12 protein-coding genes are annotated in these 14,833 nt (G+C 72.5%); 7 read left to right on the top strand and 5 right to left on the bottom strand.

Annotated features, from left to right (window positions below):
* Positions 1 to 16 precede the first annotated feature (16 nt).
* The 6 genes from ABZ564_RS19050 (at position 17) to ABZ564_RS19025 (ending at position 8,516) form a co-directional block, all read left to right on the top strand.
* A complete protein-coding gene (locus ABZ564_RS19050) occupies positions 17 to 1,906 on the top strand; it encodes a protein kinase (protein WP_360857389.1) in 1,890 nt (629 codons plus the stop codon).
* A 139-nt stretch (positions 1,907 to 2,045) separates the two neighbouring features.
* Positions 2,046 to 2,396 carry an SseB family protein gene (locus ABZ564_RS19045; RefSeq protein ID WP_360857386.1) on the top strand — a complete coding sequence of 117 codons (351 nt, stop codon included), beginning with the start codon at positions 2,046 to 2,048 and terminating at the stop codon, positions 2,394 to 2,396.
* The gene (locus ABZ564_RS19040) at positions 2,383 to 2,949 is read left to right on the top strand and encodes a hypothetical protein (protein ID WP_360857383.1); all 567 of its coding nucleotides are present in this window, start codon (positions 2,383 to 2,385) and stop codon (positions 2,947 to 2,949) included. The genes ABZ564_RS19045 and ABZ564_RS19040 overlap by 14 nt, the downstream gene beginning before the upstream one ends.
* Positions 2,946 to 7,466 carry a DUF6531 domain-containing protein gene (locus ABZ564_RS19035; RefSeq protein WP_360857380.1) on the top strand — a complete coding sequence of 1,507 codons (4,521 nt, stop codon included), beginning with the start codon at positions 2,946 to 2,948 and terminating at the stop codon, positions 7,464 to 7,466. Before ABZ564_RS19040 ends, ABZ564_RS19035 begins: the two co-directional genes overlap by 4 nt.
* Entirely contained in the window at positions 7,463 to 7,888 is a 426-nt protein-coding gene (locus ABZ564_RS19030) for a hypothetical protein (RefSeq protein ID WP_360857378.1), read from the top strand. The genes ABZ564_RS19035 and ABZ564_RS19030 overlap by 4 nt, the downstream gene beginning before the upstream one ends.
* A 325-nt stretch (positions 7,889 to 8,213) precedes the next feature.
* Complete coding sequence (locus ABZ564_RS19025) at positions 8,214 to 8,516, top strand: hypothetical protein (RefSeq protein WP_360857376.1); 303 nt, start codon at positions 8,214 to 8,216, stop codon at positions 8,514 to 8,516.
* A gap of 42 nt (positions 8,517 to 8,558) precedes the next feature.
* Here ABZ564_RS19025 and ABZ564_RS19020 read toward each other — a convergent pair whose 3' ends face one another.
* Entirely contained in the window at positions 8,559 to 9,926 is a 1,368-nt protein-coding gene (locus tag ABZ564_RS19020; RefSeq protein ID WP_360857373.1) for a DUF445 domain-containing protein, read from the bottom strand.
* Between the two features lie 175 nt (positions 9,927 to 10,101).
* Here ABZ564_RS19020 and ABZ564_RS19015 point away from each other — a divergent pair, with 175 nt between their 5' ends.
* On the top strand, positions 10,102 to 11,352 hold the full coding sequence (locus ABZ564_RS19015; RefSeq protein ID WP_360857370.1) for an SGNH/GDSL hydrolase family protein: 1,251 nt from the start codon (positions 10,102 to 10,104) through the stop codon (positions 11,350 to 11,352).
* Between the two features lie 33 nt (positions 11,353 to 11,385).
* Here ABZ564_RS19015 and ABZ564_RS19010 read toward each other — a convergent pair whose 3' ends face one another.
* The 4 genes from ABZ564_RS19010 to ABZ564_RS18995 all read right to left on the bottom strand — a co-directional run bounded on the left by ABZ564_RS19010 (position 11,386) and on the right by ABZ564_RS18995 (position 14,809).
* On the bottom strand, positions 11,386 to 12,045 hold the full coding sequence (locus ABZ564_RS19010) for a DUF1707 domain-containing protein (protein ID WP_360857464.1): 660 nt from the start codon (positions 12,043 to 12,045) through the stop codon (positions 11,386 to 11,388).
* Positions 12,046 to 12,106: 61 nt separating this feature from the next.
* Entirely contained in the window at positions 12,107 to 13,123 is a 1,017-nt protein-coding gene (locus tag ABZ564_RS19005; RefSeq protein ID WP_360857367.1) for an ATP-binding cassette domain-containing protein, read from the bottom strand.
* Between the two features lie 23 nt (positions 13,124 to 13,146).
* Entirely contained in the window at positions 13,147 to 14,016 is an 870-nt protein-coding gene (locus ABZ564_RS19000; protein ID WP_360857364.1) for an ABC transporter permease, read from the bottom strand.
* The gene (locus ABZ564_RS18995; protein ID WP_360857461.1) at positions 14,009 to 14,809 is read right to left on the bottom strand and encodes an ABC-2 family transporter protein; all 801 of its coding nucleotides are present in this window, start codon (positions 14,807 to 14,809) and stop codon (positions 14,009 to 14,011) included. The genes ABZ564_RS19000 and ABZ564_RS18995 overlap by 8 nt, the downstream gene beginning before the upstream one ends.
* Positions 14,810 to 14,833: the final 24 nt, after the last annotated feature.

The raw sequence follows: 14,833 nt of genomic DNA, 5'->3' as shown, positions 1-14,833 counted from the left end.
GGGGAGTGACGAGTTCATGAGCGGTCAGCAGCCAGGCAGAGGCGGTAACCCGCAGGTCTTCCAGCCCCTCGCGGCCGACGATCCGACCACCATCGCCGGCTACCGGCTGGCCGCCAAGCTCGGCGCGGGCGGCATGGGCAAGGTGTACCTGTCGTACACGCCCGGCGGGCGGCCCGTCGCGATCAAGGTGATCCGGCCGGAGTTCGGCGAGGACGCGGAGTTCCGCCGGCGGTTCACGCAGGAGGTGCAGTCCGCGCAGCGCGTGCAGGGGCTGTTCACCGCGCCCGTGATCGACGCCGACACCGAGGGCGCGCAGCCGTGGCTCGCCACCGCGTACGTGCCTGGGCCCTCGCTCGCCGACGCGGTCGTGGCGCACGGGGCGCTGCCGGTCGAGACGGTGCTGCTGCTGATCGCGGGCATGGCCGAGGCGCTGCACGTCATCCACGGGGCGGGGATCGTCCACCGCGACCTCAAGCCGTCGAACGTGCTGCTCGCGGCGGACGGGCCGCGCGTCATCGACTTCGGCATCGCGTACGCGGCCGACGCGACCTCGCTCACGGGCAGCGGGGTCACCATCGGCACCCCGTCGTTCATGGCGCCGGAGCAGGCCGCCGGGCGCCGGGTCACCGCCGCGACGGACATCTTCGCGCTCGGCCAGGTCGCGGCGTTCGCCTCCACCGGGACGCCCGCCTTCGGCGAGGGGACCTCGCACGGGGTGCTCTACCGGATCGTGCACGAGGAGCCGGACCTCAGCGGTGTGCCGGAGCGGCTGATGGAGCTGGTCGGGCGCTGCCTGGCGAAGGACCCGCAGGACCGGCCCTCGGTCGCCGAGGTGATCCGGCTGTGCCAGACCGCGAACGCGGAGACGGTGCTGCGGCGGCCGGAGGACTGGCTGCCGAAGCCGGTCGCCGCCGACATCACGGTACGGGCCGCCGCCCCGGCCCCCGTGCAGACGCCGCCGCCCCCGTCGTCCGCCCCGGCCGCGCCCCCGGCCCGGCCCGAGCCCGCCGCCCCGGCCGCGCATGCGCCCACGACGCCGGCGCCGAGCACCCCGCCGCCGGGGTACGGCCCGCCGGTCACGCCGCCGCCGGGGCAGGGGCCCGCGCCGGTGGGCCCGGGGGCGTACGGTGCGCCTTCCGCGCAGACGCCGGCGTACGGGTACCCGGCTCAGCAGGCCTCGTACGGGTACCCGGGCCCGGCGCCCGCGTACTCCGGTGCCGGCGCGCCGCCGCACGTCACCCAGCCGGCCCCGCAGGCCGGCGCGCCGACACCGCCCAAGCGGCGGGGGCGGGTGGCGGCCATCGCGATCGTCGCGGCGCTGCTGTTCGGTGTCGCGGGCGGGGGTACGGCGTACTTCCTGCTGAAGGACGGCGAGGAGGGCGCGAAGGGCAGCACGGCCGCCCAGGACAAGAAGAACACTCCCGCCCCCAAGGCGAGTGCGAAGCCGAGCCCGGAGTCCACCGCCACGGACGACGACGGCGCCGGCCTGGATGACTCGGGCCCGATGCCCTCCGCCACGTCGAGCCCGGATCCCGACGACTTCCCGGGCATCAACCTCACGCGGGGATACCACCTGACGTTCGGCGACCCGGAGGTCCGGCCGCAGAACGGCGTGGACGGCGGGTACGACCTGACCTACGAATCCGGCTACTTCGAAGCGGAGAGCGAGGACGGCCGCCTCACCCTGCTCGATCCGGGCCAGCAGGGCTCGCTGGACGTCTGCCGTGCGGAGACCCGGTACGCCGACAACATCCCCGTGGAGGACCTGTCCAAGGGGCGCCAGATCTGCGTCACTTCCGGCGCGGGGCACCTGGCGCTGCTGACGTACCAGGGGCACGCGCCGGAGGACTCCCCGAGCGACTACGTCACGATCGACCTGACGGTGTGGCGGAACGCGGCGCGCTGAGCGGTGCGTTCGCACGCGGACGCGGCGGCGGGACCGCACCGGAGTGGGGTCCCGCACACCCTGGCCGAATTCACCGAGGCATAGCACGCGCGTGCGATAGCTTCTCTTTGGCGATAGCGAGAGCAAACCAGGGGGAAACATGTCGCTGCGTGACCTGCTGCGCCAAGAAGCATTCGCGTCGATGTCCCGCTCCGAGCAAATGGCGGCCTTACGTTCCGCCCGGCTGTACTTCCAACGCCCGGACACGCCGGGCTTCTTGGTGAGCGAGACCGACGAGGGGCCGGTGGTGCCGGTCTTCACCTCCGTCGAGGCGCTGGGGCTGTTCGCCGGTCCCTGCGGGTGGGCGTCCACCACGGTCGAGGACCTCGTGGAGCTGCTGCCGCCGGGAGTACGGGCGTTGGTGGACCCACTGGGCCGGCGGCCGCTCGTGCTGGACGCGCAGACGCTCGAGACAGCGGAGACGCGGGGGGCGCACGATGGCGGATCCTGAGGCCGGGAGGACGCCGGCGGGGGCAGGGCCGGCGCCGGCGCCGGGAGACGGGTACAGGATCGAGATCGACTCGGTGCGCAAGGTGCTGGCTCCCCTGGAGGAGTCCGTGGTCGCCGCGCACCGGATCAAGCGGGACTGGAACGCGCTGTCCGCGCAGATCTCGGAGGCCGCCGATTACGACATCGTCGGCCCGACCCGGACGATGCTCTCGAAATGGGGCTTCGGCATGGGGCGGGTGGCCGAGGACACGGACACGGTGGTGGAGACGCTCCGGGTGGTCCTCGCCGCCTACGTGCTGGCCGATCTGCTGTGCATCGAGAACTTCTCGCCGACCGCGGCCAACATCGCCAAGCTCCCGTTCGGCGAAGAAGGCATGAAGGCCTGGCAGGAGGGGTCCCGGCCGAAGTTCGACCCGCCGCCCGAGATCTACCAGGAGCCGTGGCTGGACGACGGCGATTCAGGCAGTTACCAGGATGTGCCCCAGCACCCCCGCCTGCGGGTGGACGGCGGCTGGGAAGTGGACGGCGGATCGGGGAAGGGGCCGGTGATATGACGAGCCGCGATGCGATGGAGGGCGGCGAGCGCGAGCGGATACCTCCGCACGCCAAGCCCGGCGACGTCATCTACGGCGACCCGGAGGTCGTCGACGGCCTCGCCCTGAAACTCCTCGCCTACGCGGGGGCGTTCAAGGACGGCCTGGAGAAGCTGGACGACCTGTCCCTGATGGACTGGACGGGGGCCGGCTCCGAGGCGTTCAAGGACGCCACCCGGCAGCTCCCCCGGGAACTGGAGTCGGCGCAGAAGTACTTCGAGGCTTCGGGGAAGGCCCTGGACTCCTACGCGTACACGCTGCGCTCGGTCCACACGCGGGTCAGGCCGATCATCGACGACGCCGACGAGGCACGGGCGACCTCCAAGAAGTACTGGAAGCGGGTCACGGACTACAACACCGCCCTGGAGCGCAAGGACGATCCGCTGCCGGAGCGTCCGCCGGACGACGATCCGGGCCTCGCCGCGTTGCAGGACTGCTACGGCCGCCTGGACAAGCTGGAGAGCGAGCTCGACACCGTCATCGTCGCGGCCAAGCGCAAGCTCGACAAGGCCGCGGAGGAAGCCCCCGACAAGCCGCCGCCCCGCAAGGGCTGGGACAAGTTCCAGAAGGGGGTCGGAGACTTCTTCGGCGGCGCGGGCGACACCATGCGCGGCTGGTACGAGGGGTTCGACGACCTGGTCAACGACGGCCCGGACGGCCTCGGTCTGCACCTGGCGGGCATGGTGGACGGGGCGTCCTACGCCGTACAGCACCCCCAGGAGTTCGCCAAGGCCGTCGTCCACTGGGACGAGTGGCAGCGGAACCCGGCCAGGGCGGCCGGTCTGCTGACGCCCGAGATCCTCCTCGCCCTCGCCACCGGGGGCGCCGGCTCGGCGCGGCGCGGGGCCTCCGTCGCCAAGAACGCCGCGCAGCGGCTGCGCGGCCGGGTGGAGGGCCTGCGCCGGGACGGCAGCGCCCGTGCGCGGACGGACAGTGATCCGGGCAGGAACACCACGCCCAACGAGGAGCGCCCGACGACCGGCGAGCCGATCGACGTGGCGACGGGCGAGATGCTCATGTCCGCCACCGACGTCACGCTGCCCGGCGCCCTGCCGGTGGTCCTGGAGCGGCACTACGTCTCGGGGCACCCGTGCGGGGGCTGGTTCGGCCCCACCTGGGCGGGCACGCTCGACCAGCGGCTGGAGATCGACGGGAAGGGGATCGTCTACATCACGGACGGCGGCATGCTGCTGACGTATCCGGTGCCGACGCCCGGTGAGGCCACGCTCCCCACCTCGGGGCCCCGTTGGCCGCTGTACTGGGACGGCGACCCCGCCGGCACCATGCGCATCGTCGTCCCGGACCGCAACCGCATGCTCCACTTCGCCCCGCTGCCCGTGAGCGGCCGCGAGCTGGCGCTGACCGCGATCACCGACCGGACCGGCGACGGCGACCGCATCGACGTCGTCCACGACACGGAGGGCACGCCGAAGGAGATCAGGCACTCCGGCGGCTACCGCATCGCCGTCGACACCGATCCCGGCATACCGCGGATCACCGCCCTGCGGCTCCTGCACGGCGCACGGCACGAGCACAGCACCACGCTCGTCTCCTACTCCTACGACGCCGCCGGCAACCTGGCCCAGGTCTTCAACTCGACCAACAAGGCCATGCGTTACCGGTACGACGCGGAGCACCGGGTCACGTCGTGGACGGACCGCAACGGCACCTCGTACGGCTACGTCTACGACCGGCAGGGACGCGTCCTGCGGGGCATCGGGCCGGACGGCATCCTGTCGGGCCGCATGCACTACGACGAGGCCGCCCGCACCTCCCGCTACACCGACTCGCAGGGCAACACCTCCGTGTACGTCTGCAACGAGGCGTACAAGATCGTCTCCTACACGGACCCGCTGGGAAACACCACGCTCACGGAGTGGGACGAGGACAACCGGCATCCCGTCGCCGTCACCGACCCCCTGGGGCACACCACGCGCTACGGCTACGACGACGAGGGCCGGCTGGTCAGCGTCGAGCGGCCCGACGGGACGGTGGCCGGGACCGTCTACGACGACCGCGGCCTGCCGCTGGAGACCCGGGAGCCGGGCGGCGCGGTGTGGCGCCACACCTACGACGAAAGCGGTTCCCACACCTCCACCACCGATCCCGGCGGCGCCGTCACCCACTACGGCTACAACGGTTCGGGCCACCTCACCTCCGTCACCGACCCACTGGGACACACCACCCGGTTCGTCACGGACGCGGCGGGTCTCCCGATCGGGACGACGACCCCGGTGGGCTCCACCCTCCGCATGCGCCGCGGTCCGCACGGCCAGGTCACCGCCGTCACCGACGCCCTGGGCCGGACCACGCGTCACGGCTGGACGATCGAGGGCATGCCGGCGTGGCGCGAGGGGCCGGACGGCGCCCGCGAGGAGTGGCAGTGGGACACCGAGGGCAACCTCGTCCTGCACACCGACGAGGCCGGTAACACCACCACCTACACGTACACCCACTTCGACCAGCCCGCCACGAGGACCGACCCCGACGGAGCGCACTACACCTTCGCCTACGACACCGAGCTGCGCCTGACCGAGGTCACCAACCCGCAGGGCAGGCAGTGGAGTTACGTTTACGACGCGGCGGGAAACCTGGTCGCGGAGACCGACTTCGACGGTGCCACCCGCACCTACGAACGCGATGCGGCCGGCCGGCTCACGGCCCAGACGAACGCGGCGGGCCAGACACTGCGCTTCACCCTCGACGCGCTCGGACGCATGATCGCCCAGCTCGACGAGTCCACCGGCGACGTCACGACCTACGCGTACGCCGCGAACGGCGCCCTGCTCCACGCGGCCAACCCGGAGGCGGCGGTGACCCGGGAGCACGACGCGGCCGGCCGCGTCGTCTCGGAACAGGTCAACGGCCGCACCAGCGTCTACGCGTACGACGCCATGGGCCGCCGCATCTCGCGCACCACACCGGCAGGCGTGCGCTCGGAATGGTCCTACGACCCGGCGGGCCGCCCCATCGGCCTGAGCCGGGGCGACGACACGACTCTCGCCTTCGCCTACGACGCCGCGGGCCGCGAGACGGAGCGCCGCATCGGGGACGCCACCACCCTCACCCAGGCCTGGGACAGGGGAAACCGCCTCATCGCCCAGACCCTCGCCACCCACGAGGGGAGCGAGGCCGACCGGATCCTCCAGCAGCGCACCTACGCCTACCGCCCGGACGGCTACCCCACCGAGATACGCGAACTGACCACGGGGACAAGGCGTTTCGCCCTGGACCCCCTAGGCCGGGCCACGGACGTCCAGGCCCACGGGTGGAGCGAGAGATACGCGTACGACAGGGCGGGCAACCAGACCCACGCCGACGCCCCGCACCACCCCACGACCGGGAAGCGGAGCTACGACGGCGCCCTGATCCGCCGGGCGGGCCGCACCAGCTACGAACACGACGCCGCCGGCCGGCTGATCCGCAGAACCCGCAAGCTCCTCAACGGCCAAACCCGCACCTGGACGTACACGTGGAACGGGGAGAACCGCCTCACCGGGGCCACCACTCCCAACGGCGAGGAATGGACCTACGCCTACGACCCCCTGGGCCGCCGCGTCTCCAAGACAGGTCCCGACGGAACCGTCCTCACCTTCACCTGGGACGGCACCGGCCTGGCCGAGCAGGCCGCCCCGGACGGCACGACGACCACCTGGGACCACGCGCCCGGCACCCACCGCCCGATGGCCCAGTCCATCCGCAGGACGGCCGAGACCGCCTCCTCGGTCCCAGGCGTCACCGACGCCACCCCCCAGTCCGAGTACGACGCCCGCTTCTTCGCGATCGTCACGGACCTGGTCGGTACGCCCGTCGAACTGGTCACTCCGGACGGCGTCCTCGCCTGGCAGGCCCGCACCACCCTCTGGGGCACCCCCCTGCCCGCCGCGGGCGGCGAGGTGGACTGCCCGCTCCGCTTCCCCGGCCAGTACGCGGACGAGGAGACCGGCCTCCACTACAACTACTTCCGGCACTACGACCCGGAGACCGCCCGTTACACCACCCCGGACCCGCTCGGGCTGGCCCCGGCGCCCAACGCGGCGGCCTATGTCCGCAACCCCCACAGCTGGACCGACCACCTGGGGCTCTCCGGCGACCCGGAATGGGCCAACCCGGACGACATCAACTTCTCCCAACGTACGGTGTCCCCGAACGACTACGTGGAGAAGATGCGTTCCGGGGAGTGGGACTGGCAACGCCCCGGCACGGCGCTGAAGGTGATGGAAGTGGACGGTCAGCTGGTGTCGTACGACAACCGGCGGCTGGACGCGGCACGCGAAGTGGGGCGGCCGGTCGTCATCGAGCGCGTCGACCCCAACGCGGTCCATCCCGATTCGACCACCGGACGGACGTGGGCGGAACAGTTCCGAAGGCGTATGAACTCCGGGCGGAACAGGAACGAACTCGGCGAGCCGGTTCCCCCCACCGGACTCCAGGAAAGGCCCCAGCACGTGCGCAACGGAAAGTGCAAGAAGAAATGACCACGATCGAACGCCTGTGGGAAGACTATGAACTTCCCGTCGCGGACGCGCTCCACTACGCCGACGGGCGCTCCTACGAGGTCGCCCTCGACTCCACCACGCCGAGTGGCTTCTCGGTGCTCTCCCCGTTCGACCTCGACGAGATGATGGAGGAGGACCCCTTCTGGGTCTCTTCGGTCGACGGCCTCGCCGTGGTGGACCTGGGAGAGAAGGGGCTCCTGTGGGGCGGCGAGGGCTCGATGGGCGCAGACGGGTTCCTCGCCCGTCTGACTGCCGACCGCAAGCTGATCTGGGCGATGTTCTTCTCGGAATCCAATCCGTTCACCCGGATCCGGTTGTCGGGCAAGGTCGCCACGTTCCGTTCCACCGCGGAGTTCGAGCTCACGGTCGACATCGACGATCCGCGGAATCCGACGGGCTGACCCCTCAAGCCCCTCCGGCGGTCGAGGAGCGGGTCCCCCCGGGGCGGCGGCCCCGGGAGCCTCAGCCCGTGATCAGCCGCTGCAGCGCGGAGCACGCGACGGCCGTGCCGGAGGCGACGGCCGTGGCGCCCGCGATGACGAGCCACAGGCTGTGGCCGGTGCACGCATGCGCACCGCCAGGGTGAACGGCTGTCCACCCCCTCGCCGACCGGAGGGCGGGCACGCGGGTTAGCCTCGATCCGGGCGCCGGTACGGCGCTGAGCGCGGGGCGTACGAGTGCGCCCGGCGCGCCCCCATGACGTGGACGAAGGCGGAGGTGGCTGCGATGGCGAAGGTGCCGGCAGCGGCGGTGGCGGCGGGCGGACTGGTCGGCGGTTACGCCGTCGCGCGGTGGACCCGCAAGCGGCCGCTGGGCGGGGTCGCGCTCGCGGCGGCGGGCGGCGTCGCCGCGTACGAGTGGAACCGGCAGGCGGGCCCGCGCGCGGCCGCCGCGCTGACCACCGCGTACGTGGCCGCGTTCGCGGGCTCCCACCCGCTGGCCAAGAAGGTCGGCGCCTGGCCCGCCGTCTTCACCGTGGCGGGCACCGTGGCCGCCGCGTCCTGGGCGGTCACCCGCCGGGCGTCCTGAGGAGCAGGTCCCCCGGGGCCCGGGCCCCGGGGGACCTGCTCCTCACCAGAGCGCCCAGGACACCGTGTAGATCACCAGGCCCGCCAGTGCTCCCACCACCGTGCCGTTGATGCGGATGAACTGCAGGTCACGGCCGATGTGGGCCTCGATCTTGCGGGAGGTGTGGTCCGCGTCCCAGCCGGCCACCGTGTCGCTGATCAGCGAGGTGATCTCCGCCCGGTACGTCGTCACGACGTACACCGCCGCGTCCTCCAGCCAGCCCTCCAGCTTCCCCTGGAGCCGGTCGTCCGTGGCCAGCCGGGCGCCCAGCGACATCAGGGAGGCCCGGGCACGCAGCCGCAGCTCGCTCTGCTCGTCCTCCGCCGCCGCGATCACCATCGCGCGCACCGACGCCCAGGCGGAGGCGATGACGTCCTGGACCTCGCCGCGCCCCAGGATCTCCGACTTCAGCCGCTCCACCCGCTCCCGGGTCTCCGAGTCGCTCTGCAGGTCGGCCGCGAAGTCCGCCAGGAACGTGTCGATGGAGCCGCGTGCCGGGTGGGCCGGCATGTCCCGCATCTCGGTGACGAAGCGCAGCAGCTCCTTGTAGACCCGCTCCCCGACCCGCTTGTCGACGAACCGGGGCGTCCAGCCCGGCGCCCCGCCCTGCACCGCGTCCATCACCGAGTCGCCGTGCAGCACGAGCCAGTCGTGCGCCCGGACGCAGACCAGGTCGACGAGCTTGCGGTGGCCGCCGTCCGCGACGATCTTCTCCAGCATCTTGCCGAGGCCGGGGCCGATCTCCACCGCGTTCGCCCGCCGGGTGATCGCCTCACCGACGACGGCCTGCACATCCGCGTCCCGCAGGACCGTCAGCGCCCCGCGCAGCGCGGTCGCCAGCTCGGCCGTGACCCGGTCCGCGTGGGCCGGTTCCGCGAGCCAGCCGCCGACCCGGCGGCCGATGCCCAGGGAGTGAATCCGGTCACGTACGACCTCCCCGGAGAGAAAGTTCTCGCCGACGAAGGAACCGAGGGAGGCACCCAGCTGGTCCTTCTTGGTGGGAATGATGGCGGTGTGCGGAATCGGCAGACCGAGCGGACGCTTGAAGAGGGCCGTGACGGCGAACCAGTCGGCCAGCGCACCCACCATCCCCGCCTCGGCGGCCGCCGCGACGAAGCCCGGCCAGCCGCTCACCCCCTCGTTCTTCGCCCAGGTGGCGAGGACGTACACGAGCGCGACCAGCAGAAGGAGGCCGGTGGCCGTGGTCTTCATACGGCGTACGCCACGACGCTTCTCCTCGTCCGCCGCGGTGTACGCGAACGAGGCGAGGCCCGCGGGCCGCTCCCGCGCGCCCGCGTCCCGCGGCTTCCCGCCGGGCCCCGGGGGCAGCCCGCCCCGCTCGGTCCGCCCGGTCCCATCGATCCGTTCCATCCGCTCCACCCGTCCGTGTACGCACAGCGCCCGGCGCCCGCTACGCATTGTGCCTACCTGACCTACTCCCGGGCCGCACGTCGAGTTCCCCGCGCCCTGCCGCATCATGGGAACCCGCTCCACTCCCCGCCTTCCGCCTTCCGCCTTCCGCCTTCCGCAAGGAGACACACCGCCCATGCCCAGGCGCCAGGGGTACGCCCTGCTCATCGCCCTCGTGGCGGGCACCGCCGCGCTCGCCGCCGCCGTGGCGTTCGCCGGTTCCCTGCTGTTCACCGGGCACCGGGCGACGGCCGCCGCCACCCCGGCCCCGCAGGGCGGGGCCCGGACCCCGGCCGCCCCGGCGCACTCCTCCGGCCACTGGCTCGCCACCTGGGCCGCGGCCCCCGTCCTCGGAGTGGCCGACCCGGCGCAGGCACAGGACCGGAGCCGGCGCGTCATCCGCAACGTGGTGCACACCAGCATCGGCGGCGCCGAGGCCCGCCTCACCCTGTCCAACCTGTTCGGCACGCGCCCCCTGCTCATCGACCGCGTCACCGTGAACACCCGGCCGGTGACGTTCCGCGGCTCCCCGTCCGTCACGGTCGCGGCCGGCCGGCAGACCGTCAGCGACGCCGTCGCCGTCCCGGTCGCCGCCGACGCCGACCTCGTGGTCACCCTGCGCACCCCGACCGCCGAGGGGCCGGTCACCTCGCACCCCAACAGCCACCAGACCTCGTACACCGAGGACCCCCGGGGCACCTGGCGCACCGCGCAGTGGCGCTACCTCACCGCCGTGGACGTGCGCGGCGGCGACACGGAGGCGACCGCGACGCTCGTCGCGTTCGGCGACTCGCTCACCGCCGGCACCGGCTCCACCACCGACGCGAACACCCGCTGGCCGGACGCCGTCGCCGACCGGCTGCACGGCCGCTACGCGGTGGTCAACCAAGGCATCGGCGGCAACCGCCTGCTGCGCGACGGCATCGGCCCGCGCGCCCTCGACCGCTTCGAGCGCGACGTCCTCGGCGTCGCCGGCGTGAAGACCGTCGTCATCGCGCTCGGCATCAACGACGTGCAGGCGTTCCCCCGGGAGACCGACCCCGAGCGGATCACCGGCGCCCTGCGCGGCCTCACCGAGCGGGCCCACGCGCGCGGACTGCGGGTCATCGGCGCGACCCTCATGCCGTACCGGGGCGCGCGCAACTGGACGGCCGCCGGGGAGCGGGTGCGCGAGCGCGTCAACGCGGAGATCCGGGCGGGCGGGGTCTTCGACGAGGTCCTCGACTCCGACCTCGCCCTGCGCGACCCGGACCGCCCGCAGCGGCTGCGCGGCGCCTACGACTCCGGCGACCACCTGCACCTGAACGACGCCGGATACGCGCGCCTGGCTTCTCTGGTGGACGTCGGCTCCCTGCTGGGGACCCGCACCACGACCGACGCCCTCTGACCGCCGAGAAGCGGTGAGGCGGCAGCCGGGACGCTATCGGCCGCCCTTCTCCAGCCGCCCCCGCTCGCGCTGCGCCTCCCGCAGTCGCTGCTTCTCCGCCTTGCTGCGCTTGTGCTCCACACCCACGCCGCCCATCAGCGCGAAACCGGTGATCCGGACCCGGGGCGCGTCCGGGGCGGGGGCCGGCTCGTCCTTGGCGCGCTCCCCGAAGCCGCCCATGACGCCGATGCCCCGGACGTCCACGTTCAGGTCCGGCGGAACCGTCACATGGATGCCGCCCATGATCGTGAAGCAGCGGATGACGGTCTCGCGGTCCTCGAAGTCCGCCTCGCGCAGGTCGATGTCGCCGCCGCCCCACATGGCGAACGCGGTGAAGACCTTGCCGACCGTCCAGTTCCCCCGGCGGCGGAAACCGCCCCAGAACGCGAAGGCGCCGCCCGAGGTGGCCGGCTTCCCTATCCGGTCCGCCCAGCGGACCGCCGAGCCGGTCCGGGGCCGCACGACGGCCGGCGCCGCCGCGGACGGGCCGACACCCGGGAGGTCGCGGACGAGTGGTTCCAGCTCCCCGTGCGTACGGGCCCTGTACGCGCTGTCCAGGCGCTGCTCGAACTCCTCCATCTCCAGCCGGCCCTCGGCCACCGCCTCGCGCAGGATCTCGGCAATACGTTCACGCTCGGCGTCGGAGGCCCGCATGTCGGGGAGTTCGCTCGTCATACCCGGCAGCCTATTGAACGGACACGCTCACGTCATCGGCCTACCGGGCGGGAGCCGACGCGTACATCCTGGCGATGACGGCCTCGATGTCCGGCTCCCGCACCGAGAGGTCCACCAGCGGATACTCCGCGGCGATCCGCGCCACCAGCGGGGCCGCCGACGCCGACGCCGGGAAGGCCAGCCACTGGCGCGGCCCCTCCACCTTCACCGTCCGCACCAGGGGCTCCGACTCCAGCCGGATCGGCGGGAGTTCGCGCTCCAGGTCGACCACGAGCGTCCGCTCGCTCTCCCCCACCTCGTGCAGCCCGGCCGGCGCCCCGTCGTACATCAGCCGGCCGTGGTCGATCACCATCACCCGGCTGCACAACTGCTCGATGTCCGTGAGGTCATGGGTCGTCAGCAGCACGGTCGTGCCGCGCTCCGCGTTCAACTCCCGCAGGAATCCCCGCACCTTGGCCTTGGACACCACGTCGAGGCCGATCGTCGGCTCGTCCAGGTACAGCACCTCCGGGTCGTGCAGCAGCGCCGCCGCGATGTCGCCGCGCATCCGCTGCCCGAGCGACAACTGCCGTACGGGCACGTCCAGCAGCTCACCCAGGTCCAGGAGTTCGACGCACCGGTCCAGGTTCGCGCGGAAGCGCGCGTCGGGCACCCGGTACATCCGGTGAATCAGCCGGTACGAGTCGCGCAGCGGCAGGTCCCACCACAGCGTCGTGCGCTGGCCGAAGACCACACCGATCCGGTGCGCCAGCCTCGTACGCTCCCGGGAGGGGTCGATGCCCGCGACGCGCAGCGAGCCGCCGCTCGGCGTGAGGATGCCCGTCAGCATCTTGATCGTCGTCGACTTGCCGGCCCCGTTCGGCCCGATGTAGCCGACCATCTCGCCGCGCTCCACCCGGAAGCTGATCCCGTCGACCGCCCGCACCTGACGGCGCTCGCCGCGCAGGAAGCCCGTCCTGCGGCGGACGTCGAAGACCTTCTCCAGCCGGTCCAGCTCGATGAAGGCCGTCCCGGCGCCGGTATGCCCGCCCGGCTTCGATTCCGTGTCCGTGCTCATGCCGTTCCCTCTCCCGTCCCGCTTCAACTTCCCGTGCTCCGGTACGCCCTCAGCCCCGCCCGCCACGCGAGGCCCGCCCCGGTCGCGCAGACCGCGGCCACCAGCGGCGGCAGGAACGCCACCCCGTCGGGCAGCCCCAGCGGCAGCTCCCGGCCGAGCACGTACAGCACCGGCAGCCAGTTCACGAAGGCCAGCGGCACCACGAAGGTCACCCCGCGCACCAGGTCCTTCGCGAAGATCGTCGGCGGGTACTGGAGCAGCGTGTTCCCCCCGTACGTGAAGGAGTTCTGCACCTGCGAGGCGTCCTGCGCGACGAACTGGAACGCCCCGCCGGCCACGAAGACCGCACCGAAGATCACCGACCCGCTCAGCAGCATCAGCGGCAGCACGACCGCCTTCGCCACGGTCCACTCGATGTCCGCGGCCACCAGCCCGTAGCCCAGCACCAGCAGCCCCTGTGTGATCCGCCCCAGCCGGCGCAGCGCGAAGCGGTCGGCCGCCACCTGCGCGAGGACCGGGACGGGCCGCACCAGCAGCGTGTCCAGCGTGCCGTCGCGCACCCGGCGGCCCAGCCGGTCCATCGACCCCATCAACAGGTCCGCCAGGCCGAACGCCGTACCCGACGCCCCGTACAGCAGTGCGATCTCCGGGAGCGAGTAGCCGCCCAGCGCGTCGACGTGCGCGAACATCAGCATGATCGTCACGAAGTCGAACGCCGTCGCCGCGAAGTTCCCGAACGCCGTCATCAGGAACGACGCCCGGTACGCCATCGTCGAGCGCAGCCACATGCCCACGATCAGCCCGTACGCCCGCACCCCCTCGACCAGCCGCGGCCTCGGGGCGAACACCGCCACCGGTGCCTCCAAAACCGCCGCCTCCACCCCCTCAGCCACCCTGGACCACCACCCTCCGCGTCGCCGCCGACTGCACCATCCGCCCCACCAGCAGCAGCACCGCGGCCCAGGACGCCTGGAACACGTACACCCGCACCAGACCCCAGCCCGTGTGCTTGCCCAGGAACACATCCGCCGGCACCTGGAGCAGCGCCGACCACGGCAGCAGCCGCGCCACCTCGCCCAGCAGCCCCGGGAACAGGTTCAGCGGCAGCAGCATCCCCGAGAAGAACAGTCCCGCCAGGAAGGCGATCTGCGCCGCGCCCGCCCCGTCCATCAGCCAGAAGGCGGACAGCGCCACCAGATAGCGGATCGCGAAGCTCACCACCACGCCCAGCGCCACCGCGACGAGGAACGCCAGCCACGGCCCCGGCGACCCCGGCAGCGCCAGGTCGAAGGCGAGCGCCCCGAGCATCATCGGCACGATGCCGCGCCCCAGCAGATGGAAGGCCGCCCGCCCCAAGTCCTGCGCCAGCCACCACATCTGGAGATCGACCGGACGGTAGAGGTCGACCGCGATGTCGCCCGTGCGGATGCGCTCGATCAGCTCGTCCTCGAAGCCGCCGCCCATCATCACGCACGTCATCAGCAGCGCCTGCCCCAGCCAGACGAACGTGAGCGCCTGCGGCATGTCGTAACCGCCCAGCCCGGGCCGCTCGTCCCACAACGCCGTGTACGTGTAAGCCAGGATGAAGCCGAAGACGGTGTTGGTGAACACCCCCGCCGCCGTCTCGATCCGATAGGTGGCGTAACGGCGGAAACCACCCGCCGCCACCACCGCGTAGACCCGCACAGCAACCGCCTCCCCGTCCGCGGG

The organism is Streptomyces sp. NPDC019224, from assembly GCF_040632605.1.
Lineage (GTDB): Bacteria > Actinomycetota > Actinomycetes > Streptomycetales > Streptomycetaceae > Streptomyces.
The sequence above is the reverse complement of the archived record's forward strand: the minus strand, read 5'-3'. Positions and strand labels throughout refer to the sequence as shown.

What these genes read in the sequence shown, in the direction of transcription:
- ABZ564_RS19050 (WP_360857389.1), top strand. Translation starts at nt 17, where the DNA reads ATGAGCGGTCAGCAGCCAGGCAGAGGCGGTAACCCGCAGGTCTTCCAG.
- ABZ564_RS19045 (WP_360857386.1), top strand. Translation starts at nt 2,046, where the DNA reads ATGTCGCTGCGTGACCTGCTGCGCCAAGAAGCATTCGCGTCGATGTCC.
- ABZ564_RS19040 (WP_360857383.1), top strand. Translation starts at nt 2,383, where the DNA reads ATGGCGGATCCTGAGGCCGGGAGGACGCCGGCGGGGGCAGGGCCGGCG.
- ABZ564_RS19035 (WP_360857380.1), top strand. Translation starts at nt 2,946, where the DNA reads ATGACGAGCCGCGATGCGATGGAGGGCGGCGAGCGCGAGCGGATACCT.
- ABZ564_RS19030 (WP_360857378.1), top strand. Translation starts at nt 7,463, where the DNA reads ATGACCACGATCGAACGCCTGTGGGAAGACTATGAACTTCCCGTCGCG.
- ABZ564_RS19025 (WP_360857376.1), top strand. Translation starts at nt 8,214, where the DNA reads ATGGCGAAGGTGCCGGCAGCGGCGGTGGCGGCGGGCGGACTGGTCGGC.
- ABZ564_RS19020 (WP_360857373.1), bottom strand. Translation starts at nt 9,926, where the DNA reads ATGGAACGGATCGATGGGACCGGGCGGACCGAGCGGGGCGGGCTGCCC.
- ABZ564_RS19015 (WP_360857370.1), top strand. Translation starts at nt 10,102, where the DNA reads ATGCCCAGGCGCCAGGGGTACGCCCTGCTCATCGCCCTCGTGGCGGGC.
- ABZ564_RS19010 (WP_360857464.1), bottom strand. Translation starts at nt 12,045, where the DNA reads ATGCGGGCCTCCGACGCCGAGCGTGAACGTATTGCCGAGATCCTGCGC.
- ABZ564_RS19005 (WP_360857367.1), bottom strand. Translation starts at nt 13,123, where the DNA reads ATGAGCACGGACACGGAATCGAAGCCGGGCGGGCATACCGGCGCCGGG.